Below are 20,864 nucleotides of genomic sequence, written 5' to 3' on the forward strand. Positions count from 1 at the left end.
AGGGTAGGATGAAGCCATTCCCGTTCCAGAAATCAGGCCTGCGGTATTTGCCCGGAACTGCAGGGCAGTCAGCTGCCAGATGGTTTGAAGGCTTTTTTGTCCATATAATCCTGTTCTCACCATGGATACTTCCCAATGAAAAGAACCGTGCAACCGGGAAAAGTGAAGGCCGTTCTTTCCTTGCTGGCAGTCGGGCTGACGGCGTTTTTCTGGCTGCATGGTTTCCTTTTTGCCGCAGGGCCTGAAGTAGTCGTGGGGTCATCGTCTGGTCATGTTTTAACCGCTTCCATGTGCGTAGATCCGGACGGGGAGCCCTTTGAACAGCTTGGTGAAGATGGAAGATTTGAGGGTATAGCAGCGGATTTGATCCGTCTGATTGCGGAACGGCCAATGTCCGGCTGGAAGTTTTTTCCACACAAAGCTGGGATGAGAGCCTTGTTTTGTCCAAAAAAGGGAAGTGCATACTGCTTCCTTTCCTGAACCGGACTCCGGAGCGGGATGTGTGGCTGAATTTTACCCGGCCTTATTTCATAGATTCCCATGTTTTTGTGACTCGGGTGGATCATGACTATATCGCCAATGTTGCGGGTTTGAGAAACAAGATCATGGTACTGCCTTTGGGTACCAGCGTGGAGGAGAGGGTGCGAATGGATTACCCCAATCTGGATCTGGTTATTGTTCCGGATGAGGTTACCGTGTTTCGCATGGTGGAAGATGGGCGGGCGGATATGACCCTTCGCTCCTTAACCATGGCGGCCCATACGATCCGTAAAGAAGGGCGGTTCAATTTAAAAATAGCGGGAGGAATTCCCGCCTATGCCAATGAGCTGCGGGCTGGGGTTCACAGAGATTATCCTGAGCTTAGGGACAGGCTGGATGCTGCCATTGCCACACTTATTCCGGAAGAAATACAGGATGCGGTGAATCGCCATGTCCCCATCCGTGTTGGGTATCGTATGGGTCATGGCCTGTTTTTTCAGGTTGCCGGTACCCTGCTTTTGCTGCTCATGGCCGCAGGACTGTGGACTGTGCAGCTCAGGCTGTTTAACAGGAAGCTGGCTGGGCTGGCAGAGAAGGCAAGACGGGCGGAGCAGCATCTCCGTCAGCTGATTGATCTGATGCCGGGCTATGTCTTTGTGAGAGATCAGCAGGGGCGTTTTGTGATTACCAACAGGGCGTTGGCAGATCTTCTGGGCTGTTTGCCGGACAGGGTGGCCGGAAAAACGGATCTGGATTATGGGCGGATCCGGATCATGTACTCTTGTATCTGGCAACGGATCACATGGTAATGGAGAGCGGCTTGCCCTGTCTGATCGCGGAAGAGCCCGGTATCCGCAGGGATGGCAGCCCGGGCTGGTTTCAGACACGTAAGGTCCCCTACGGTGAAACGGAGACGGGCATCAGGGCTGTTCTGGTTGTTGCCTTTGATATTACCGACCAGAAGATCATGAATGACCGGCTTATGGAAAGTGAGCGCAGCAAGTCTGTCCTTCTGAAAAATTTGAAAGGAATGGCTTATCGCTGCCGTTATGATGAGCACTGGACCATGGTCTTTGTTTCTGATGGCTGTTTTGACCTGACCGGATATCAGCCCGAAGAGCTTATTGAGAATGCAAAAATTTCATACGATAAGGTTATTGCTCCGGAATACCTTGAAATGGCAAAGGAAAAGTGGTCGGAAGGGGTGAAAACCCGGAATACTGTGGAGCTGGAATATGAAATTATGCCTGCCTCAGGAGAGCGTAAATGGGTTTGGGAGCAGGGAAGAGTCATCTTTGGAGACAGGGATGAGGTGGAGGCCATTGAAGGGCTGATTATGGATATTTCCGACAGAAAACGAATGGAAATCCACCTTCAGGAAAGCCAGTACCGCTATGATCAGCTGGCAGCAAAAAGTAGGACTTATTCCTGGGAGGTGGATGCGGAGGGGCGCTATAGCTATGTGAGCAGTACGGTGGAGGCTGTTTTGGGATATCGTCCCGATGAAATGGTGGGGCATATGTACTTTTATGATATCTGTCACCCGGGAGACAGGGAAGAGCGGAAACGGATGGGCCTGCAGAGCATTGCCGATGGCCGGGATCTTCTGGATGGAGAAGACCGTGTGCTCCGCCGGGATCAGCGTACTTTATGGGTTTTGTGCAGTGGTGTGGCCATACGCAATAGTGAGGGAAGGGTAACGGGATTCAGGGGAACGGCAACGGATATCACAGAACGCAGGAAGATGGCAGAAAGGATTCAGCATCTGGCACTGCATGATCCTCTGACCGGTTTGCCCAACCGCACGCTTTTTGAAGACCGGGTGGGAATGGCTCTGGCTGCAGCGCAAAGGGATCATGTCAGCCTGTGTCTGATGTTTATGGATCTTGACCGGTTCAAGCCTGTGAATGATCGTTTCGGTCATGGAACAGGAGATCTGGTGTTACAGGTGGTGGCAAGGCGGATAACCGGGATTCTGAGGGGGTCGGATACGGCAGCCCGCATCGGAGGGGATGAATTTGTGATACTCCTTCCCCGGATCCGCCATCCGCAGGATGGAATGCGGGTTGCTGAGAAAATCCGTGAGGCTCTGACTGCCCCCTTTGAGATTGAGGGACATGAGCTGCAGCTTTCCGCCAGTATCGGAGTTGCCATTTATCCCGGTACGGGAGGGGAGTACAGGGATTTGTACGGGAAAGCGGATGCGGCCATGTATCAGGCCAAAAAAGAAGGGGGCAACCGTGTGGTTGCCTGTTCCGATCCTGCCTTCTCAGGGTAAATAACGGCTGCTTAGCGTAATTTTTGTCGTATTCCAGTAATCTGATTTCTGTGCCCGGCACTCAGGTCCCAAAAAGTATCTTGTTCCCGTCCATGCATGGTGGTTTCAACTGTAGTGCCGGAAAGCAGATGGTTCGGGTGCCTATGTCCTGCCTGACAACTAAGGAAATTGCCAGATGAAAATGGTAGCGAACCGGTTCAAAAAACGAAGTTCATATCGGTTTTTTTTCTGGTACGCCTGGATTTTCGGTTTTCCTGAGGGAAGCATAAAGCAGTTCGGATATACGGGGATTGCCTGCCTCGATTTCATGGATGCGTTCCGGCTCCAGAAGGGTATCCGGGTCTGGATGGGGATAGGAGATGCCATGCTCTCTGTGGATCGTCTCAAGGGTGGCGTAGAGGGCATAACAGGCAATGGACTCAAATAGAATTTCCCGGGGCAGTGTTTCGATCTGAAAATGAGCCGGATAGTCGTAGCGGGACTGAAGAATTTCCGTAATAGCTGCCAGAAGCAGATTACCATCCATATCTTCAAAAATATCCAGAGGTCCCTGATCCGTGTCAGGCATGTTGCCATCGGATGCATGAAAGAGAAAACGGGCAGAAGCCTGGGCGATGGGTGTGAGCCATTCGTTGGAAAGATTCTGAGGCAGCAGGGCTTCCGCTCCCCTTGCCACAACCGAATCCATGAAATCACTGAGCATAGAAGCCTCTTTTTTCTGAAGGGTGACAGATTACTTCCTTGGGTTACGGAAGTTTTTTTATGATTGCGATGCATATGCAAATTTCAGACCGTGTGTTTGACAGGCCTTGGCGAATGCTTATGATTCCTGAAAAAGCATGCTTTTCTATCATTGAAAGTTCAGCCTATACGACATAAGGAGACGCCATGCGTTTTGATAAATTTACCATGAAAAGTCAGGAGCTTTTGCAGGAAGCTCTGCATAGATCGGAAACCCATACCCATCCGCAGGTGGAGCCGGTGCACCTTCTGGAGGCCATGCTTCTGGATGAATCCGGTATTGCCATGGCCATTTTCCGAAAAATAGGAGTACCTCTTCAGACGCTGCAGCAGGAAGTTGCAGGCATTATCAGCCAATACCCAAAAGTAACAGGGGCTACAGGAGAAAGAGCGTTTTCAAGAGACCTGCATCAGGTTCTGGAAGCTGCCTTTCATGAAGCGGATGCCATGAAGGATCAGTATGTCAGTGTGGAACATCTGCTTCTTGCCCTTGCCGGAGAAAAAAAAGATGTGGGGGCTGTTTTTTCCCGCAGCGGGATCTCCCGTCAGAGCATTCTGGCAACCCTGCAGGGTATCCGTGGTAATGGTAAGGTAACGGATCCCAATCCCGAAGACAAGTACCAGGCTTTGGAAAAATATTCCCGTGACCTTACAGAACTGGCCCGGACAGGAAAGCTGGATCCGGTTATCGGCAGGGACGAGGAGATTCGTAGGGTGGTTCAGGTACTTTCCCGCAGAACCAAAAACAATCCCGTTCTGATTGGTGAACCAGGCGTGGGAAAAACCGCCATTGTGGAGGGGCTGGCCCGTCGTATTGTGGAAGGCGATGTGGCAGAATCCCTGAAGGACAAGCGTCTTCTGGCTCTGGATATGGGAGCCCTTATTGCCGGTGCTAAATACAGAGGTGAGTTTGAGGACAGGTTGAAGGCTGTCCTTAATGAGGTGGAAAAAGCCGAAGGGGGCATCATTCTCTTTATCGATGAGCTTCATACCCTTGTTGGCGCTGGTGCGGCGGAAGGATCCATGGATGCTTCCAATATGCTCAAACCGGCATTGGCCAGAGGTCTTCTGCGTTGTGTGGGAGCCACAACCCTGAATGAGTACAGAAAGTATATTGAAAAGGATGCCGCTCTGGAACGGCGTTTTCAGCCCGTACTGGCTCAGGAGCCCAGTGTGGAGGACACCATTTCCATTCTCAGGGGGCTTAAGGAAAAATATGAAGTACACCATGGAGTCCGGATCAAGGATTCGGCCCTGGTGGCGGCGGCAACCCTTTCGGATCGTTATATTTCGGACCGCTTTCTTCCGGACAAGGCCATTGACCTTATGGATGAGTGCGCTTCCAAAATCCGTATGGAAATTGATTCCATGCCCGCATCTATTGATGAACTGCAGCGTCGTATGACTCAGCTGGAGATTGAGCGGGAAGCACTGCGCAGGGAGAGTGATGCGGCTTCTGTGACAAGGCTTGAAAAACTGGAAGCAGAGCTTGCCGGATTGAAGGAGGAGGTGCAGGAACAGCGGGGACGCTGGCAAAACGAGAAGGATACCATAGGCCGGATTCGGTCCATCAAAGAGCGCATGGAACAGCTGGGTACGGAGGAGGAACAGGCCCAGCGGCGGGGGGATCTGGGCCGTGTGGCGGAAATACGTTATGGACTGATGCTGGAAAACCAGAAGGAGCTGGAGAGTGCCAAGGCCTATCTCGCAGAACTTCAAGGTGGAAACCGCATGCTCCGTGAGGAAGTGGATGCAGAGGATATAGCGGAAGTGGTTTCCCGGTGGACGGGTATTCCCGTGGCACGGATGATGGAGGGGGAGAGAGAAAAACTTCTGCGCATGGAAGAGGTGCTGGGCCAGCGTGTGGTGGGTCAGGAAACAGCCGTCGTGGCTGTGGCCAATGCGGTGCGCAGGGCCCGCTCCGGGCTTCAGGATCCCAATCGCCCCATGGGAAGTTTTATTTTCATGGGTCCGACGGGTGTGGGAAAAACGGAGCTGGCCAAGGCTCTGGCTACTTTCCTTTTTGATTCGGAACAGGCCATGGTACGCATTGATATGAGCGAGTTTATGGAAAAACATTCCGTGGCAAGGCTGATCGGTGCGCCTCCGGGTTATGTGGGCTACGAGGAGGGAGGCTATCTTACGGAAGCGGTACGCAGGCGTCCCTACAGTGTGATTCTTTTTGATGAGATTGAAAAGGCACATCCCGATGTTTTCAACCTGCTTCTTCAGGTTTTGGATGATGGTCGGCTGACGGATGGTCATGGCCGTACCGTGGATTTCAGAAACACCCTGATTATTATGACTTCCAATGTCGGTAGCCGGATGATTCAGGAAATGGAAAATATGGATCGGGAAGAGCGGCAGGCGGGTATTGAAGCCGCTCTGAGGTCCACCTTCAAGCCGGAGTTTCTTAACCGTATTGATGAGACCATTGTATTTGAAGCTTTGAAGCCGGAACAGATTCGGAGTATTGTGGCTATTCAGATTGCCCGGCTGGAATCCCGTATGAGTGAAAAGGGTCTGCAGCTTGTTATGGAAGAGGATGCCCTCGCCCTGCTGGCTAAGAAGGGATACAGCCCGATATACGGTGCCCGTCCTTTGAAACGGGCCATACAGCAGCTGCTGGAAAATGCTCTTGCCGTAAGAATTCTTAAGGGTGAAGTTCCTGATGGCAGCCGGATACGGGTGTATGCCCTGGAAGACACCAGAGAGCCCGGCCTTGGTTTTGATGTCGAAGGGTAAAAGGGCAAGGCGGTCTGTGAGCTGAGCTGTTCGAAAACACTAGGCTGACTGGTCCGGTTGTATGGTGAAGGGGGGAGCTATTGTATCTGTCCCGAATGGTTTGACTGGCAAAGTCCTTTTCCCATGCAGCCGGTTTCGGGTTGAAACGCGTAATTCCATTAATGTGAAGCCTGGTGAAGGAAACCTGATTCACCTGAAAGGATAGGGCTGTGACAGACTTTACTTCTCTGGATCCGAACCTGAAACAATCGCTGGAATCTGTTTGTGCATTTGTGGAAACCCTTTCCGGTACGGCTCCGACGCAGGCAGAACTGGCTCTGGTGCTGAGCCGATATTTTGTAAAAAAAGAAATTTGTGACACTCTTCTTGCGGAGCGTCTTTCTGGTGGGGGCGAGTAGGGTGTGTATGGAAATTTTCAATCTCTTTTTGATAATGTATTGACAATGTGAATGGATCTGCTTACTTTTTAACACGTTTGAAGTGATTTGGCAGGTAACTCGTTGGATTTTTTCGAGTTGCCAGAAAGTGTTTTTGTAAAGGAGGTCCAATGATTGAAGTTACCCCTGCGGCCATAGAGCAGATTAATGCCTATTTTGAAGGGCGGCAGGTAATGCCTCTCAGATTGTTTATCACCTCAGGCGGCTGAGCAGGGCCGTCTCTGGCACTGGCTCTGGATGAGCCGAACAGCAAAGATGAAGTTTTTAAAATTGATGGTCATACCTTTGTAGCGGAAGCGGAATTTTTAAAGCAGGCGACCCCTGTGAAAATTGATTTTACGCCCATGGGCTTTAAAATTGATTCGAGCATGGATTTTGGTTCCGGTGGGTGCGGATCCTGCAGCTCCGGATCCTGCAGCACAGGACATTGATTCTGTAATTGGTTTTTGAGAATAGCCAAACGACCTCACGGGGAGCCTCCCCTGAGGTCGTTTCTGTTTGTGTGAGTCTCCCTTTTTTTCCGAAAAGAAGAAACAGCTCTGAGGCCTGGGTATCCTGTTCCCTTTCTTGCCTTTACCTGTTCATTGGTATACAATTTTTTAACGTATGCTTTTTCATGATGAAAACCGTGGAAGAGGGGCAAATCATGGATCCGTGCAACCTCTGCGGCCGTTATCCGGCCGCTTCCTCCTGTATTGAAAGCCGTATCCGGATTGATGGTGAGCTGTTTCTTCCTGTGCCCTATCAGCCTAAGAAGAAAAGCGTTTTTGAGGAAGATGGTCTGCCCCGTCGTTGTCCCTGCTGCGGCGTACTTCCCGGCGGATTCCATCATGTGGGTTGTTTTCTCGAAATTTGTCCCCGTTGCCATGGCTACTGGCTTTCCTGTCGGTGTTTCGGTATTAAAATTCCTTTACGCAGTGACAGAAACGATTCTGGCTGTCGGGTTATTCCCTTTCCCGCGGCCTTCATGGGTTCTTCGGATGCCCCGGGAGGATTATGATCATGGAGTGGATTCTGGTTGGTCTGGTGGCGGTTTTACTTGGTACGGGTATACGGTTTGGGGCAGTACGGATTCAGGAAAGAAGGAAGGCCTCCCGCTATGTCTGCCAGCTGTGCGACGCTCAGGATTGTGTCTGCCATGAAGAAGACAGCCAGCTTGATGGGGAGAACAGGGGGATGAAATGAAGACCCTGAACAGGGGACTGCTGTTTTTTTTCTGTGTTTTTATATTTTTTTCCTGTGGCGGGAAAAAGGAAGAGGATCCCCGGATGCTGCTCATTGGAAGCTGGCGGATTTCTCACATGAATATTCACACCATTTTAACCATGAGAAATAATGGTTCATGGCAGTCTGAAGACAGGATGGAGGGGCAGCATACCCGTATCATTGAAAAGAGGGGCAAAAGTACGGGGCGCTGGCAGATGGAGTCCAAAGATCGTCTGGTTTTTTCCGTAGAGAGTTCGGAAGAGGCCGGTCTCTGGTCTCAGGGATCGCTTCAGACCTTTATTCTGGAGACGCTGGAACCCCGAAAGCTTGTTTTACGCCATCCGGAGACCGGCAGAACATCGGAGTGGACAAAGGTCCGTGCGGACAGGCCTGCAGAAGGGGAAATCCTTGCCCATCAGGCAGTCCGGATGGAACCCCTTATCGTCAATGTTGCCCGAACCCGCATTCTGGAACGGCAACGTTTTCTTTGTCTGGATCTTGAATTCATTCTGGGCCTTGAACATCCCGTTGAAAATCCGGAAGAGATTCCGCCCCCCCCCCCTCTGCATCCCGAGGTTCGGGAAACCCTTCTTTTTTATTTTTCCAGCCTGGAATACCGGGATCTTAATTCCTTTGAACGCGTGAAGGAGGTGCGGTTGCACCTGAGGAAGATGCTGAATCCTTATTTTGATAATCGTCTCGAAGAAATAGAAGTAAGAAACATTATTGTTGCGGCCAGTTCGGAAAGTCTGGAGGAATTTATTCTGCAGTATCCCCAGCTTCGGCATGAGTTTGGTCTGACGATTCCCCAGAGACAAGCACCTGAAAAGCCGGTTCCTGAAAATTGATGCCGGAAGGTCATAGAACGGAGTAAAGGTCTTTATATCGTCCCTGTTGGACGATATAAAGACCTTTTTTGTATCCTGCTATCGGGGGTGTTGTTTTTTTTCTATTTAATTTAAGTATTTATGCTTATGCTTTCTATGGCACAGTCCTCGCTTTGGAGAATGGACAGGAGTTCGTGTACCGCAGAATACGGTTTTCCCCATTTCTTTTAAAGGAGGCTGCCATGAGAACAAAGGAACAATACGTTGCCGATCTGATGAAAATGAAGAAGAATATTTATTACAAGGGAGAAAAAATTAGCCGGGATCACGAGGAGCTGAAGATGACCCTGAATGTTCTGGGTCACACCTTTGATGCGGCAATGGATCCTGAGAAAGCCCACCTTTGCACGGCCAAATCCCATCTGAGCGGTGAAACCATCAATCGTTTCTGTCATATTCACCAGAGTCCCGAAGATCTGCATAAAAAGCAGGACATGACGCGCATGCTCTGCCGGGAAGTTGGCTACTGCATCGGTCGATGCATGGGCGCTGATGCCAGTAATGCGGTGAACATCATCTCCTATGAAGCAGATAAGGCCAATGGAGGTGCTACGGAATACCATAAGAATTTTCTCAGATGGCTGGATAATTTTCAGAAAAAAGACCTGGTGGTGGCCTGTGCTCAGACCGATGTGAAGGGCGAAAGGATGCTGCGCCCCTCCCAGCAGCCCGATCCGGACCAGTACCTCCATGTGGTGGAAAAAAACAGCAAAGGGATTGTGGTAACGGGCTGCAAGGTGCATATCACCCAGGCTTCCGTTGCGGATGAGATTATGGTGGTGCCGACCCGTTCCCTTACGGAGGAGGAGAAGGATTATGCGGTGGCTTTTGCCATTCCTTCGGATGCAGAAGGTATTACCCAGGTGGTGCATCCCCATAATATGAGAGCCCGTAAGCATTTTAAGCGGGGGTTTGATTTTGGGGCCGCGGATTCCTATGTGATTTTTGACAGAGTTTTTGTGCCATGGGACAGGGTCTTTCTCTGCGGTGAGCATCTTCACGGAGGGTTGTGTGCCCTGCTGTTTGCCCTCTTCCACCGCCACAGCTATTCCGGATGCAAACCGGCCATTGGCGATATTACCATGGGGCTTGCCGCTTTAGCAGCAGAGGTGAACGGTATTGAGAAAAGCGCCCGTGTAAAGGAGAAGCTCGCCAGCATCATTCAGATTGCGGAACTGGGTTATGCCGCCGGCTATACGGCATCGTCCCTTGGTAAGGCAGAGATGACCATCCCGGGCATGGGGCCGGTACCTTTTGGTCCGGGTTCCTGCATTCCCAACTCCATTTACTGCAATGTGGGCCGCTGCCTTACGGGTGAGGCTGTTTTCCATGAACAGGAGATACTCTGTGATATAGCAGGTGGTGTACCCGCTACCTTCCCCTATGAACAGGATCTGGTGAATGAGGAGCTCAGGCCCTATCTGGAAAAATACCTGAAGCGGAATACAAAGATACCCGTGGAGGACCAGATCCGTTTCTGGCTGTATTTCAGCGATTTGACCGTTTCTTCCCTTGCAGGGTGCTTGAATTATGCAAGTTTCCACGGAGGAGGCTCTCCTGTTATGGAGCAGATTGCCATCACATCTCAGTACAATATTCAGGAAAGAAAGGATATTGTCAAACGGCTTGCCGGGATGTCCGCGAGTTGGTGATTCCCTTTGTATGGAAGGAGAAGCCATGAAAAAAACAGAGGATGCAGGCAGGGCGGAGAAGATTGAAGGGCCGAAAGCCGGATCTCCGAATTTGGATGCCATTGCCCGTGTGTTAGTGGAGAACCAGAGTGCTGCCATTCATGAAGTAAATGACAGCATGGAACCCGGACAGGTGAACGGCGGAGAAGGGGAGGTGAAGGAATGAATCTGTTTTCCCTTGAGCATAAGACAGCATTGATTACGGGAGCGAGCAGAGGTATTGGTGAGAGTATTGCCGCAACGTTTGCGGAGTATGGCGCGCATTGTATTCTGGTGAGCCGTAAACTGGATAGCCTTGAGACTGTTGTGGACAGGATCCGTTCCCAGGGGGGCTCGGCCGAGGCCATGGCCTGTAACATGGGAGATCTGGATCAGATTGCCTCTCTCATGGATGCTGTGGAGGCAAAGCATGGGAGGCTGGATATCCTTGTAAATAATGCGGCAGCCAATCCCTATTTTGGTGAAATGCTCCATGCGGAGGCCTGGGCCTGGGATAAAACCCATGATGTGAATTTGAAAGGGCCCTTTTTTATGTCCCAGAGGGCGGCCATACTGATGAAAAAGAAAGGGCAGGGAGGCGCCATTGTCAACGTCTCTTCCATTAACGGAATCCGTCCCGCGCAGATGCAGGGGATCTATTCCATCACGAAAGCAGCCTTGATATCCATGACTCAGGCCTTTGCGAGGGAGCTGGCACCCTGTGGAATCCGTGTCAATGCCCTGTTGCCGGGTATGACAGAAACGAAATTTTCCAGTGCCATTACGGAGAACGAAGCTGTCAGCAAGGCGGTGATTTCCATGATTCCCCTGCAACGCATTGCCGCTCCCAGTGAAATGGCAGGCGCTGCCCTTTACCTTGTATCGGATGCGGCCTCCTATACCACGGGTACCTGCCTGATCTGTGATGGGGGCATGCTGGCCTGAATGCCGGAGCTGTCTCTATATGAATCATGAATCCGTAGTCCCTTTAATGGGGTGGATCATGGAGGATTGGATCTTTATGGACTGGAAGGACGTGGGCAGCCCCTTTTTGCCGGAAGTCCGTTTGCAGAGTCTTGCCGCAGGCTCCGCAAACGGAAACCAGGGTTCTTTGGGCCAGTCCTCTGTGCAGACATAAACGATGGGACTTTATAGCTTTGGTAAAAGGAGGAAGATATGGTGGTTACGGCGATGATACGGGTAAAGCCGGAAGTAGCAGCTCCGGCGGAAGAAAGGCTTGGCGAGCTTGTAAGAGCCGCAGCATCAGAAGAAGGGGTGCTGGTCTACTCCCTGCATAAAGACCGGAAAAACCCGGGTGTTTTCTTTGTATATGAAAGATATGCGGACAGGGAAGCTTTTCAGCGTCATGGCAGCATGGCCCATGTGCAGGAGTTTTTTAAATGGGTGGGGCCTCATCTCCTGCAGCAACCTGAACTCACTGTTTTTGAAGAGGTGGCTTCATTTGTAAAAGGGATGCCAGACTGATCTGTCATTTCTGCCGTTCATCTGCAAGGAGAGATCTGAATCTGATGCAAGGATGGGGAGTTCCTGTTGTTCGGACAGGGCTCCCTTTTTCCTGTCAGTGATTCCTGGAGGTATCGGTGGGGTCTGCTGTGAGAGCATCCTGCAGGATGTTCTGCAGGGCATGGATGGAAAAGGGTTTTTTCAGAAAGAAAACCCTTTCCTTATCCTGAAGATTGCGGACAGCCTCCTGCTCACTGTAGCCGCTGCTGAGAATGATCTTCAGGTCCGGATTGATTTGCCGCATGGCATGGAGCGTGGCAATGCCGTCTTTACCGGGCATGGTCAGATCCAGAATGACACAGAGAATATGCGGCTGGTGGTTTTTGAAAAGTTCCAGTCCCTGTTCTCCATCGGCCGCGCAGATACTTTCATAGCCGAAGAAATGGAGAGAATCGCTAAAGAGGCTGCGTACGCTTTCTTCGTCATCCACAACAAGGATGATGCCGTTTTGTGATGAAGAAAGGTTTTGTGAAACCAGTGCTGTTTCAGGGGTGGTGGCATCATGGGTATTTTCATCCAGTAAAGCAGGGAAATAAACCCGGAATACCGTTCCTTTTCCCTTTCTGCTTTCCACCATAATCATACCGTTATGACCCTGCATAATGCCGAGCACGGCGGCCAGTCCAAGCCCGCGTCCGGTGAATTTGGTGGTAAAAAAGGGGTCAAAAAGACGCTGAAGACTTTCACTGTCCATTCCGGTACCCCCATCCTCCACGGTCAGTAACACAAAGTGACCCGGGTCCGGTTTTTTCAGTATACGGCTGCGGCTGATGCACTCCTCATCACAGAAAGCCACTGCCGTTCGTATGGTCAGGGTTCCCTCTCCCTCGGGCATGGCTTCTGCCGCATTGCTGATGAGATTCATGACAACCTGCTGCAACTGGCCGGGATCGGCAGAAATAAGGGGAAGGGAAGCGTCCGGAAGAAAGACCGTATGGACTGTTTTCGGTATGGCTGTTTGAAGTATTGCCATGGTCTGATGAAGAAAATCATTGAGCTGTACAGGCAGTACCATAAATTTACCCTTGCCGGAATAAGCCAGCATCTGACGGGTAAGATCCGCTGCCCTCAGGGTGGCGGTCAGGGCCAGTGAAATATGTTCCTTTGATACAGAAACAGGGTTGGGCTCATTGAGCAGTGCCAGCTCCAGGTTACCCTGAATGGCGGAAAGAATGTTGTTGAAGTCATGGGCGATACCACCGGCAAGAATACCAAGGCTTTCCAGTTTCTGCCTGTGGAAAAGATTGCGTTCCATTTCCATCCGCAGGTTTTGTTCCTGATGGGTCCGTGTCATGTCAATGATAAAGCCCCTTAATCCCCCCGGACTGGTACCGCTTGCAACCGGTGCAGCATGGAGTTCTGCGGGGAAGGTGCCATGGTTTCGGCAGAGGGCGGTGAAGGAAAGGGGTGCGGGTTTTTCGTCCCGGAAAATTTTCCATATATAGTCAAAAAGAAGGTGGCTCTCCTCGGCAATGGCCAGATCCGTGAGTCGCATGCCGGAAAGGGCTTCTTCCCTTGAATGCCCAAACTGGTGGAGCATTTTATCGTTACAGTATGTAAGCTCAAATTTCATACCCATTTCAAAAATACTCTCCGGCAGTTCATCGGACAGATTGCGGAATTTTTCTTCACTGACACGAAGATTTTTTTCCCTCTGCAGAATGGCTTCGGCCATATCCATGAAGCCTTTACGTAGTACCTGAAGCTCATAGAAGGGCGTGTGCCCCATTTCACTGAAAAGCCTGTGGTCTAGGGGGTTGCCGCGTTCCAGGGTATCCATAGCCCGGGCAACGGTCTGAATGGGGGTGGAAACCTGTTTCTGCAGAGTTTGCTGCAGTAGCCATACGGTAATGGTCAGAAGGGAAATCAGAAGAAGAGCCAGCATAACCATGGGCTTCAGTATGGAGAAAAATTGTGTTCTGGCCTGCCATGCCGTAAAAACAACCCAGTCTCCATCCAGAACAGGGGCCGCACTCATGAGATAAAAATCGCCCTGAAAGGCTGCAATACCGAGGAATTCCGGTCGGCCCTGAAGTCCGTACGCCACAGGAGGAAGGTGGCCCAGATTGACCTGTTGATCCACAAGTGTGCGGTCCGGGAAGGCGATGAGTGTTCCATAACGGTCTGTGATGAAAAGGATGGTTCCGGGTTCTGTCTGGCCCAGCCCGCTTATGAAATCTTGCAGGTTGATGAGATTCAGTTCGCCAACCACAAGTTTGTTTGTAACGGAATAGCTGAAGATTCCGGAGGTGATATTGTCGCTGAGGGGTGCGAGGTAGGGAGAAGATATATGAATAGCATGGGGAGAGCCGTGCTGCTGCCTTGCAAGAAGGAGTCTTGAATAGTCTTTCAGCGGGCCAAGGGGAGGGTGGCTTTCCAGGACTTCTCCTTCGTCCGTGAGGAGAAGGATGCGTTCAAAGGCATCGGAATGTGCAAGGTAACGGCGGGTCACGGGGGAAAAAGCCGGAGTGGACGCCGTTTCGGCGAGCAGATTCACCGTTTCCATGGATGCCTTGAGGTAGGTGGCCACATATTCTGAAATGGCCATGGCCTGCAGGTGCTGTTCTTTCTGGATTTCCAGCCATCGCTGCCATCCCAGTAACAGGGAAATGAGCACCACGAGGAGAACCGCCGGGAGCAGAAGCCGCCACATCAGATGCCGCCGGAGGAGAACGCTGAGGAATAGATGGCTCATGGCGTTTGCTCCGTATGGATGGTCCGGATCAGCCGGAATCTTCCTCCCTGAACCTCCGTTATGTATATGGGGCTGCGTACATCTCCGTAGGGATCAATGGATATAGGCCAGTGGAGGCCTGCAAAATTTTGTGTCTGAAGCAGAGCTGCCGGAAGTCCCCTGTTTTTTCCTCCGGTTCTTTCAAGGGCCTCCGCCAGTACGCGCATGGCATCATAGGCATATTCGGCTGCAAAGGAAGGCCAGTGACCATACCGTTTACTGTAGTTTTTCAGAAATTGCTGATACTGGGGTGACTGTTTTTCACTGAAGGTATGGCCTGCGAAAATAATGGTTTCAACAGTCCTGCCTCCTGCCGTAAACAGTTCTTCCGTCATGGCCCAGTTGGAGCTGAGCAGGGGAAAACGGATGCCGCGGGCATGGAGAGCCTGAGCGAGGGCAGCGGCATCCCTGGCAGCTAGAATAACCAGAAGGGCATCGAAACCTTCTTCTCCCAACTGAGCGGCCAGAGAGTCCCAGTTCGGTGCTCCGGTGGAATAGAGGGTCAGCTCAGGGCTGATTTTGCCCCCATATCTCTGGAAAATCTCTGAAAAAGCCTGATGAAAGGGATCTGCAAATCCACGGTTATTGAGATCCCGGACCGTTCCGATGTGCAGAAGCTGTCTTTCCTGTGCCGCATAGGCAGCCAGTGCTCTGGCTGCCGTATCCGTTGTGGGCTGAACCCGGAAGAACATATCATCAATGCCGCTCAGCTCAGGGGTGGAGGTGGTTGGGCTGAGCAGAACCATGGAGGCCTGTTGTGCGGCTGGGAGGGCTGCCATGGACTGGGAGCTTGTCATGTGGCCGAGGATGGCAGTGACTCCGGCCTGAATAAGGCCTTCACAGGCAAGGAAAGCCCCTTCATCCGTACCGAAGTCATCGCGGCTCAGCAGGACAAGGCGACGGCCTGCAATACCTCCACGTGCATTGATTTCTTCCAGTGCCAGATGAGCTCCGTTTCTTCCGTGAACTCCCATGTCAGCGTAGGGGCCTGTGAGCGGTCCAGCAAAACCAATGACCAGAGGTTTCTTTTCGCAGCTGCTGATGAGAAAAGTACCGGCAACCAATGCAATGAAACCAAGTAACAGGATGGGTGATTTCTGCATGGCAGCCTCTTTTTCTGTTTTTGTCAGGGATCGGGAGATTTCCACGGATTACGGATGCCGAGTTTTTTCATTTTGGAGTAGAGGGTGGATGGTTTCAGTTCTAACATGGCGGCGGCTCCACCCGCGCCCTTAATTCTGCCTCTGGCCTGCTGCAGCGTAGAGAGAATCAGCTGGCGTTCTGCTTCGGCATGGTTCCGTGATTCCTGTGGTGGATATGCATGATCGCCCGGAGGAGGGCGCAGGGAAAGGACAGTTCCCTGGGAAGAAATCATGGCGTTTTCCACCACATTTTTCAGCTCACGGATATTGCCCGGCCAGGAATAGGCGGTCATGGCTGCCATGTCTTTTTCTGACTGGGGACCAATATGTCGGCCCATGCTTTTGGAAAGCTGATGAATAAAAGAGTGTACCATTTCCGGTATGTCTTCCCGCCTTTCTCGGAGCGGGGGGACGAGTATGGGATACACATTCAGCCGGTAGTAGAGGTCGGATCGAAACGTCCCCTCTTGTACCATCCGGGCCAGATTCCGGTTTGTGGCTGCCACAATGCGGACATTGACACGTACGGTGCGGTTGCTGCCAATGGGTTCAAACTCACCGTCATCCAGTACTCTGAGGAATTTAGCCTGGAGATCCAGAGGCAGCTCCCCTATTTCATCCAGAAAGAGGGTAGACCCATGGGCTATGGCAAAACGCCCGATTTTTTTGGTTGCCGCTCCTGTAAAAGCTCCTTTTTCATGCCCGAAGAACTCGCTTTCCAGAAGATTGGATGGCAGGGCCGCACAATTGACCTTGATCATGGTTTTGGTACTTCGGCGGCTTATGGCATGGACCAGTTCTGCCAGAACGGTTTTGCCTGTGCCCGTTTCTCCCATGAGCAGAACGGAGGCATCGGTCACGGCCACCTGTTCCATGCGGTTCAGTACCTCTGTCATGGCCGGACTGCTGCCGATTATGTGGGAGTAGCGGTTTTCACTGAGGATGGTTTCTTTGAGATAACTGTTTTCTGCTTTCAGGCGTTCAGACAGCTCCTGTATGGTGTCAAAGGCTTTTCTGAGCTTGAGTTCGGTTTGTTTGCGTTCCAGCGCACCGGCAAATACCTGAGCCAGAAGCCGCATGTGCTGAATGGAGGTTTCCGTCCAGTTCTGGTGTTTGCGGTAGGATTCAAAAAGGATGACTCCCAGTACGGACCCTCCGATCTTGAGGCTTACGCCCACACATGATTTGAGCCCCACTTTTTCCGCATACTGACGTTCTTCATACCAGTCTTCCGGTGCGTCATCGGGAAGGCTGGAAAGGTTAACCACCTCGCCCCGCTTGAGGCGGAGGGTGATGTTGGGAGCGAGGGCATTGAGGATAATGCCCGGGTTTTCCGGCCATATATGGGCGGTATACCCGTGGCTTATCCTCAGTTCATGGCTGCCATCCTTGAATTCTCCGAAAACACTCTGGTCAATGCCGAGAAACTCCACAATCTTTCTGATGGCATCATTAATTTCCTGATCCACTTCCGAAGCAGGAATGTTGACGAACTTGGATGATATTTCAAAGAGGAGTCGTTCAAAGGCCATCATGGGGCTGCACTTTCTTTGAAGAATGTTACTTGAGAATGCCGTAGCCGGGTCCATGAGGATCTTTTAATTGAATGCCTGTTGAAAAGCAAGGCAGACACGTGGTCTGCCCGCACACTTCCTCAGGTTCGGAATCTTGACAGCAGACTTTGCAGCTCTTCCGCCAGCTGTCTCAGGTCCTGGGCATTGCTGGCCACTTCCCGGCTGCTCTGCTTCATCTCCACGGCCGCGCTGCTCACTTCGCCCACATCTTTTGTAATCTGGTTGATAACCGTGCTGCTCTGGGCAACGTTGGTTGTGACTTCCTGCAGCCCCTGGGAAGCCTGGCTGACGTTATCCGCAATTTCACGGGTGGCAGCGGACTGTTCTTCGATGGCTGTGGCGATGGTGGCAATGATTTCGTTGATTTCTATAATGGTTTTATCAATGGTGCGAATCTGGCCGATGGTGTTATGGGTGCTGCCCTGAATATCGCTGATGCGTTTTTTGATGTCTTCCGTAGCGCTGGCAGTCTGTTTGGCCAGTTCTTTGATTTCATTGGCAACAACGGCAAAGCCTTTGCCGGATTCACCGGCACGGGCCGCTTCAATGGTGGCGTTCAGGGCAAGGAGGTTGGTCTGCTCCGATATTTCACTGATGGTAGCCGTAACTTTGCCAATGGCTTCGGCAGCCTCTCCCAGAAGATCCATGGAACGGGTGGCGTTTCGGGCTTCTTTTACAGCCTGTTCCGCCACATTTCTTGCGGATTCTGTATTTCGGGCGATTTCCGCTATGGTAGCGGACATTTCTTCGGAAGCCGTAGCCACCATATTGGTATTCTGATTGGCCTCTTCCATGGCCGCAGCAACGGCACTGAATCCCGTATTGATTTCCTGTACGGCAGAGGCAACGGTCTGGGCTCTCTGGGCCGTTTCTTCAACCTTTATGTCCATGCTTCCGGCAATATCCATGAGCTTACCGGAAGAGCGGTTGACAAGACCTGCTCTGGAGACAACATCGGCCACTATTTCACGGATTTTTTCAATGAAGGTGTTAAATCCGGTGGCCATGTCCCCGATTTCATCCCGGCTCTGTACTTCCAGTTTACGGGTAAGATCCCCTTCGCCTTCCGCCACATCCTGCAGCATGCGGGTGGTTTTGCGGATAGGAATGGAAAGGGAGAGAGCCATGATATAGGCAAGCCCCATGAAGATGGCAAAAACCACAGCACCGATGATGACCATGAGGCGCATCATGGTTCTGAACCCTTCCATGACTTCACCGCGCTCAATCAGGCCCACAAGTTTCCACCCCAGTTCCGGATGGGTGTGAACTTCGGCCAGCCATGGGGCCTGGTCGATTTCAAGGGCTGTGCCGCCTGATGCAAGATTAGCAAAAACGTTCAGTGCCGGAATGCCGCTTTCCCTGATGTTTTTAAAGTTGGTTCCCGGGTGTCTCGGATTGGCAAGGATCACACCGTCCCCCTGAATCAGCATGACGTAGCCCGTTTCGCCGATGCGGCTGTTCTGGATCAGGCTGGTGAGGGCGAGGAGGCTGACATCCAGACCGGCAATGCCGCTGAGCTCATTGTTGTGGGAGCGTATGGCATGCATGACGCTGATGACGGGTTCTTTGGTCGTGGACATATAAGCATTGGAAATGCTGGGTCTGGTCGGGTCTCTCATGGCTTCCTGATACCAGGGGCGTGCCCTTGGATCGTAGCCCGCAGGCAGGCTTGAATTACCCGAAGATGTGAAGCCACCCCAGCGGGTGCCAAGGAAAACTTCCACAAAGTGGGGACTGCTGTTTTCAATGAGAGCAAAGAAGGTTCGTATGGTTTTTTCCAGATCCGAGAGTTCCAGATCCGTGGGGCTCAGGTCCCTTTGTGCATCTTTGTAGGTGGTGATTTCTTCATTGATGGTACGTACAGTGGGGTGCATGGCCTGCATGGCCACCGTATTCAGGGCGTTCTCCATGAAAATATCCATGGCTGACTGAATATGGGCCAGTTCCTTGGCCGCCGAGGCATGAAAGGCGGATACAGCTGATTGGCGCATCTGTATGCCAAGAAAGAAAAAAACAAGCAGGAGCGGAATCAGAATACTCATGGAAAAGGCAAACAGTAGTTTCTGACGGATGGAAAAACGCATAAGGCCTCCTTGGATGGTGCAAAGGCTTGGGAAATGCCGGGTGCGAAGGTATCATACCCGGACAGCCTGCCCGTAAAAAACAGATGAGTGCTGTTATGAGGATGTATGGAAAGAATGGCTGTGGACTTGTATGTATTATCGTATATTACGGAAAACGAATCAAGTAAAAAGACAGGCGCTTATCAGATATTCGGGTAGGGGCTTCCGGTCATGGAGTGGAACCGGAAGCATGCCGGGATGCTCCATTCAGGCAGAGGCCTGAAAAAGGGCCAGTCTCTGAATGAAGGTATCGGGAATACGAATGGCTTTGAATTCTGGTCCGATACATACCAGGGTGAATTCGGCCCTGTTGCATAACTGTACTGTCCCGTTGACGTCTTTTGTCATTTCCTGAACAACGCAGAGGCTTCGGTTCCGGATCCAGGCAATGCGGGTGCGGATGATTGCTGTTTCAAGGTAGCGGATGGGTCTTTTGAACTGAATATGGGTATCGGCAACGGCCAGATGATAATTTTTTTCCATAATTTCTCTGTAGCTGCAGTCCGCGGCATCGAGATAATGATCCCTTGCTTCGTGATACAGGTCCAGATAGCGGCTGTGATAGATAACATTGCCGAGATCTACCATGTGCATGGGGATACGGATGGATACTTCATGGGGAAAGGCTGGGGCAAACTCCTGCATGCAAAACACTTTCTGAGGGAAAAAGGATAAGGGAAAAGGGGGCCGTGGCCCCCGGATGGACGGTGTATCAGGCAGTCTGGTGAGATGCTCAGCGAAGACTGCGGATAACGGTTCTCATGAATGCCGGAAGATCGTCAGGGGTCCGGCTGGTGATGAGATTGCCATCCACACAGACCTCCTGATCGACCCAGGTGGCACCGGCATGTTCCAGATCATCCCGGATGGCAAAGAATGAGGTTACGGTTCTCCCCGTGAGAATTTTGGCCGAAGCCAGCATCCAGCCGCCATGGCAGATGGCGGCAATCATTTTTCTGCGGGCATTCAGTTCGGTCACAAGGGCTACCATTTCTTTGGATCGGCGCATGAAATCCGGAGCAAAGCCGCCGGGGATGACCACTCCATCTATTTTGGAGATGTCCACGGAGGCCGCATCCCTGTCCACGCCGGTTACGGTACCGGCCTTGCCTGTGTAGGTGCGGGCTGTACCGGTACCCACGACAATCACCTTCACTTCCGCTTCCAGAAGCCTGTAGAAGGGGTACCAGAATTCCTGATCATTGAACTGTTGTTCCACAAGAAGCAAAACGGTGCGTCCATGAAGTTCCATTGAAAAACCTCCTCTCAAGTAATCGGGTTGCCAAAGGGCTGTTCTGTAAAGGGAAGAGTTCCTGTATC

At 51.6% G+C, this 20,864-nt stretch carries 19 protein-coding genes; 12 read left to right on the forward strand and 7 right to left on the reverse strand.

The window, feature by feature from the left end; genetic code table 11:
• The first annotated feature begins 398 nt into the window (after positions 1-398).
• Entirely contained in the window at positions 399-1,289 is an 891-nt protein-coding gene (locus OOT00_RS03575) for a transporter substrate-binding domain-containing protein (protein WP_265423949.1), read from the forward strand.
• A gap of 11 nt (positions 1,290-1,300) precedes the next feature.
• A complete protein-coding gene (locus tag OOT00_RS03580; protein ID WP_265423919.1) occupies positions 1,301-2,758 on the forward strand; it encodes a sensor domain-containing protein in 1,458 nt (485 codons plus the stop codon).
• A gap of 211 nt (positions 2,759-2,969) precedes the next feature.
• Here the strand turns inward: OOT00_RS03580 and OOT00_RS03585 are convergent, their stop codons facing one another.
• The gene (locus OOT00_RS03585; RefSeq protein WP_265423920.1) at positions 2,970-3,461 is read right to left on the reverse strand and encodes a hypothetical protein; all 492 of its coding nucleotides are present in this window, start codon (positions 3,459-3,461) and stop codon (positions 2,970-2,972) included.
• A gap of 185 nt (positions 3,462-3,646) precedes the next feature.
• On the opposite strand from OOT00_RS03585, the gene clpB reads away from it, so the two are divergent.
• The 10 genes from clpB (at position 3,647) to OOT00_RS03635 (ending at position 11,929) form a co-directional block, all read left to right on the forward strand.
• Positions 3,647-6,244, forward strand: a complete 2,598-nt coding sequence (gene clpB / locus OOT00_RS03590; protein ID WP_265423921.1) for an ATP-dependent chaperone ClpB — start codon at positions 3,647-3,649, stop codon at positions 6,242-6,244.
• Between the two features lie 209 nt (positions 6,245-6,453).
• Positions 6,454-6,642 (forward strand): hypothetical protein, encoded by a 189-nt coding sequence (locus tag OOT00_RS03595; RefSeq protein WP_265423922.1) that lies wholly within the window; start codon positions 6,454-6,456, stop codon positions 6,640-6,642.
• A 685-nt stretch (positions 6,643-7,327) separates the two neighbouring features.
• Positions 7,328-7,681 carry a hypothetical protein gene (locus OOT00_RS03600; protein WP_265423923.1) on the forward strand — a complete coding sequence of 118 codons (354 nt, stop codon included), beginning with the start codon at positions 7,328-7,330 and terminating at the stop codon, positions 7,679-7,681.
• A gap of 2 nt (positions 7,682-7,683) precedes the next feature.
• On the forward strand, positions 7,684-7,866 hold the full coding sequence (locus tag OOT00_RS03605) for a hypothetical protein (RefSeq protein WP_265423924.1): 183 nt from the start codon (positions 7,684-7,686) through the stop codon (positions 7,864-7,866).
• On the forward strand, positions 7,863-8,735 hold the full coding sequence (locus OOT00_RS03610) for a flagellar basal body-associated FliL family protein (RefSeq protein WP_265423925.1): 873 nt from the start codon (positions 7,863-7,865) through the stop codon (positions 8,733-8,735). Before OOT00_RS03605 ends, OOT00_RS03610 begins: the two co-directional genes overlap by 4 nt.
• Positions 8,736-8,956: 221 nt before the next feature.
• The gene (locus tag OOT00_RS03615; protein ID WP_265423926.1) at positions 8,957-10,426 is read left to right on the forward strand and encodes a 4-hydroxyphenylacetate 3-hydroxylase family protein; all 1,470 of its coding nucleotides are present in this window, start codon (positions 8,957-8,959) and stop codon (positions 10,424-10,426) included.
• Between the two features lie 25 nt (positions 10,427-10,451).
• Positions 10,452-10,631, forward strand: coding sequence for a hypothetical protein (locus tag OOT00_RS03620; RefSeq protein ID WP_139445795.1), 180 nt, complete (start codon positions 10,452-10,454; stop codon positions 10,629-10,631).
• Positions 10,628-11,389 (forward strand): SDR family oxidoreductase, encoded by a 762-nt coding sequence (locus OOT00_RS03625; RefSeq protein WP_265423927.1) that lies wholly within the window; start codon positions 10,628-10,630, stop codon positions 11,387-11,389. The genes OOT00_RS03620 and OOT00_RS03625 overlap by 4 nt, the downstream gene beginning before the upstream one ends.
• Before the next feature lie 58 nt (positions 11,390-11,447).
• A complete protein-coding gene (locus OOT00_RS03630) occupies positions 11,448-11,582 on the forward strand; it encodes a hypothetical protein (RefSeq protein ID WP_265423928.1) in 135 nt (44 codons plus the stop codon).
• A 38-nt stretch (positions 11,583-11,620) separates the two neighbouring features.
• The gene (locus OOT00_RS03635) at positions 11,621-11,929 is read left to right on the forward strand and encodes a putative quinol monooxygenase (protein WP_265423929.1); all 309 of its coding nucleotides are present in this window, start codon (positions 11,621-11,623) and stop codon (positions 11,927-11,929) included.
• A gap of 94 nt (positions 11,930-12,023) precedes the next feature.
• Here OOT00_RS03635 and OOT00_RS03640 read toward each other — a convergent pair whose 3' ends face one another.
• The 6 genes from OOT00_RS03640 to OOT00_RS03665 all read right to left on the reverse strand — a co-directional run bounded on the left by OOT00_RS03640 (position 12,024) and on the right by OOT00_RS03665 (position 20,796).
• Positions 12,024-14,663 (reverse strand): hybrid sensor histidine kinase/response regulator, encoded by a 2,640-nt coding sequence (locus OOT00_RS03640; RefSeq protein ID WP_265423930.1) that lies wholly within the window; start codon positions 14,661-14,663, stop codon positions 12,024-12,026.
• The gene (locus tag OOT00_RS03645; RefSeq protein WP_265423931.1) at positions 14,660-15,805 is read right to left on the reverse strand and encodes an ABC transporter substrate-binding protein; all 1,146 of its coding nucleotides are present in this window, start codon (positions 15,803-15,805) and stop codon (positions 14,660-14,662) included. The genes OOT00_RS03640 and OOT00_RS03645 overlap by 4 nt, the downstream gene beginning before the upstream one ends.
• A gap of 23 nt (positions 15,806-15,828) precedes the next feature.
• Positions 15,829-17,379, reverse strand: coding sequence for a sigma-54-dependent Fis family transcriptional regulator (locus tag OOT00_RS03650; RefSeq protein WP_265423932.1), 1,551 nt, complete (start codon positions 17,377-17,379; stop codon positions 15,829-15,831).
• A gap of 119 nt (positions 17,380-17,498) precedes the next feature.
• Positions 17,499-19,505 (reverse strand): methyl-accepting chemotaxis protein, encoded by a 2,007-nt coding sequence (locus tag OOT00_RS03655; RefSeq protein ID WP_265423933.1) that lies wholly within the window; start codon positions 19,503-19,505, stop codon positions 17,499-17,501.
• Between the two features lie 246 nt (positions 19,506-19,751).
• Positions 19,752-20,189 (reverse strand): acyl-CoA thioesterase, encoded by a 438-nt coding sequence (locus OOT00_RS03660; protein ID WP_265423934.1) that lies wholly within the window; start codon positions 20,187-20,189, stop codon positions 19,752-19,754.
• Positions 20,190-20,277: 88 nt separating this feature from the next.
• A complete protein-coding gene (locus OOT00_RS03665) occupies positions 20,278-20,796 on the reverse strand; it encodes a type 1 glutamine amidotransferase domain-containing protein (RefSeq protein WP_265423935.1) in 519 nt (172 codons plus the stop codon).
• Between the last annotated feature and the right edge of the window lie 68 nt (positions 20,797-20,864).

Source organism: Desulfobotulus pelophilus, assembly GCF_026155325.1.
Taxonomy (GTDB): domain Bacteria; phylum Desulfobacterota; class Desulfobacteria; order Desulfobacterales; family ASO4-4; genus Desulfobotulus; species Desulfobotulus pelophilus.

Bases quoted from the DNA above. Each gene is read 5' to 3' on its own strand.
- OOT00_RS03585 (WP_265423920.1), bottom strand. From the start codon at position 3,461: ATGCTCAGTGATTTCATGGATTCGGTTGTGGCAAGGGGAGCGGAAGCC.
- clpB (WP_265423921.1), top strand. From the start codon at position 3,647: ATGCGTTTTGATAAATTTACCATGAAAAGTCAGGAGCTTTTGCAGGAA.
- OOT00_RS03600 (WP_265423923.1), top strand. From the start codon at position 7,328: ATGGATCCGTGCAACCTCTGCGGCCGTTATCCGGCCGCTTCCTCCTGT.
- OOT00_RS03605 (WP_265423924.1), top strand. From the start codon at position 7,684: ATGGAGTGGATTCTGGTTGGTCTGGTGGCGGTTTTACTTGGTACGGGT.
- OOT00_RS03610 (WP_265423925.1), top strand. From the start codon at position 7,863: ATGAAGACCCTGAACAGGGGACTGCTGTTTTTTTTCTGTGTTTTTATA.
- OOT00_RS03615 (WP_265423926.1), top strand. From the start codon at position 8,957: ATGAGAACAAAGGAACAATACGTTGCCGATCTGATGAAAATGAAGAAG.
- OOT00_RS03620 (WP_139445795.1), top strand. From the start codon at position 10,452: ATGAAAAAAACAGAGGATGCAGGCAGGGCGGAGAAGATTGAAGGGCCG.
- OOT00_RS03625 (WP_265423927.1), top strand. From the start codon at position 10,628: ATGAATCTGTTTTCCCTTGAGCATAAGACAGCATTGATTACGGGAGCG.
- OOT00_RS03630 (WP_265423928.1), top strand. From the start codon at position 11,448: ATGGAGGATTGGATCTTTATGGACTGGAAGGACGTGGGCAGCCCCTTT.
- OOT00_RS03635 (WP_265423929.1), top strand. From the start codon at position 11,621: ATGGTGGTTACGGCGATGATACGGGTAAAGCCGGAAGTAGCAGCTCCG.
- OOT00_RS03640 (WP_265423930.1), bottom strand. From the start codon at position 14,663: ATGAGCCATCTATTCCTCAGCGTTCTCCTCCGGCGGCATCTGATGTGG.
- OOT00_RS03645 (WP_265423931.1), bottom strand. From the start codon at position 15,805: ATGCAGAAATCACCCATCCTGTTACTTGGTTTCATTGCATTGGTTGCC.
- OOT00_RS03650 (WP_265423932.1), bottom strand. From the start codon at position 17,379: ATGATGGCCTTTGAACGACTCCTCTTTGAAATATCATCCAAGTTCGTC.
- OOT00_RS03655 (WP_265423933.1), bottom strand. From the start codon at position 19,505: ATGCGTTTTTCCATCCGTCAGAAACTACTGTTTGCCTTTTCCATGAGT.
- OOT00_RS03660 (WP_265423934.1), bottom strand. From the start codon at position 20,189: ATGCAGGAGTTTGCCCCAGCCTTTCCCCATGAAGTATCCATCCGTATC.
- OOT00_RS03665 (WP_265423935.1), bottom strand. From the start codon at position 20,796: ATGGAACTTCATGGACGCACCGTTTTGCTTCTTGTGGAACAACAGTTC.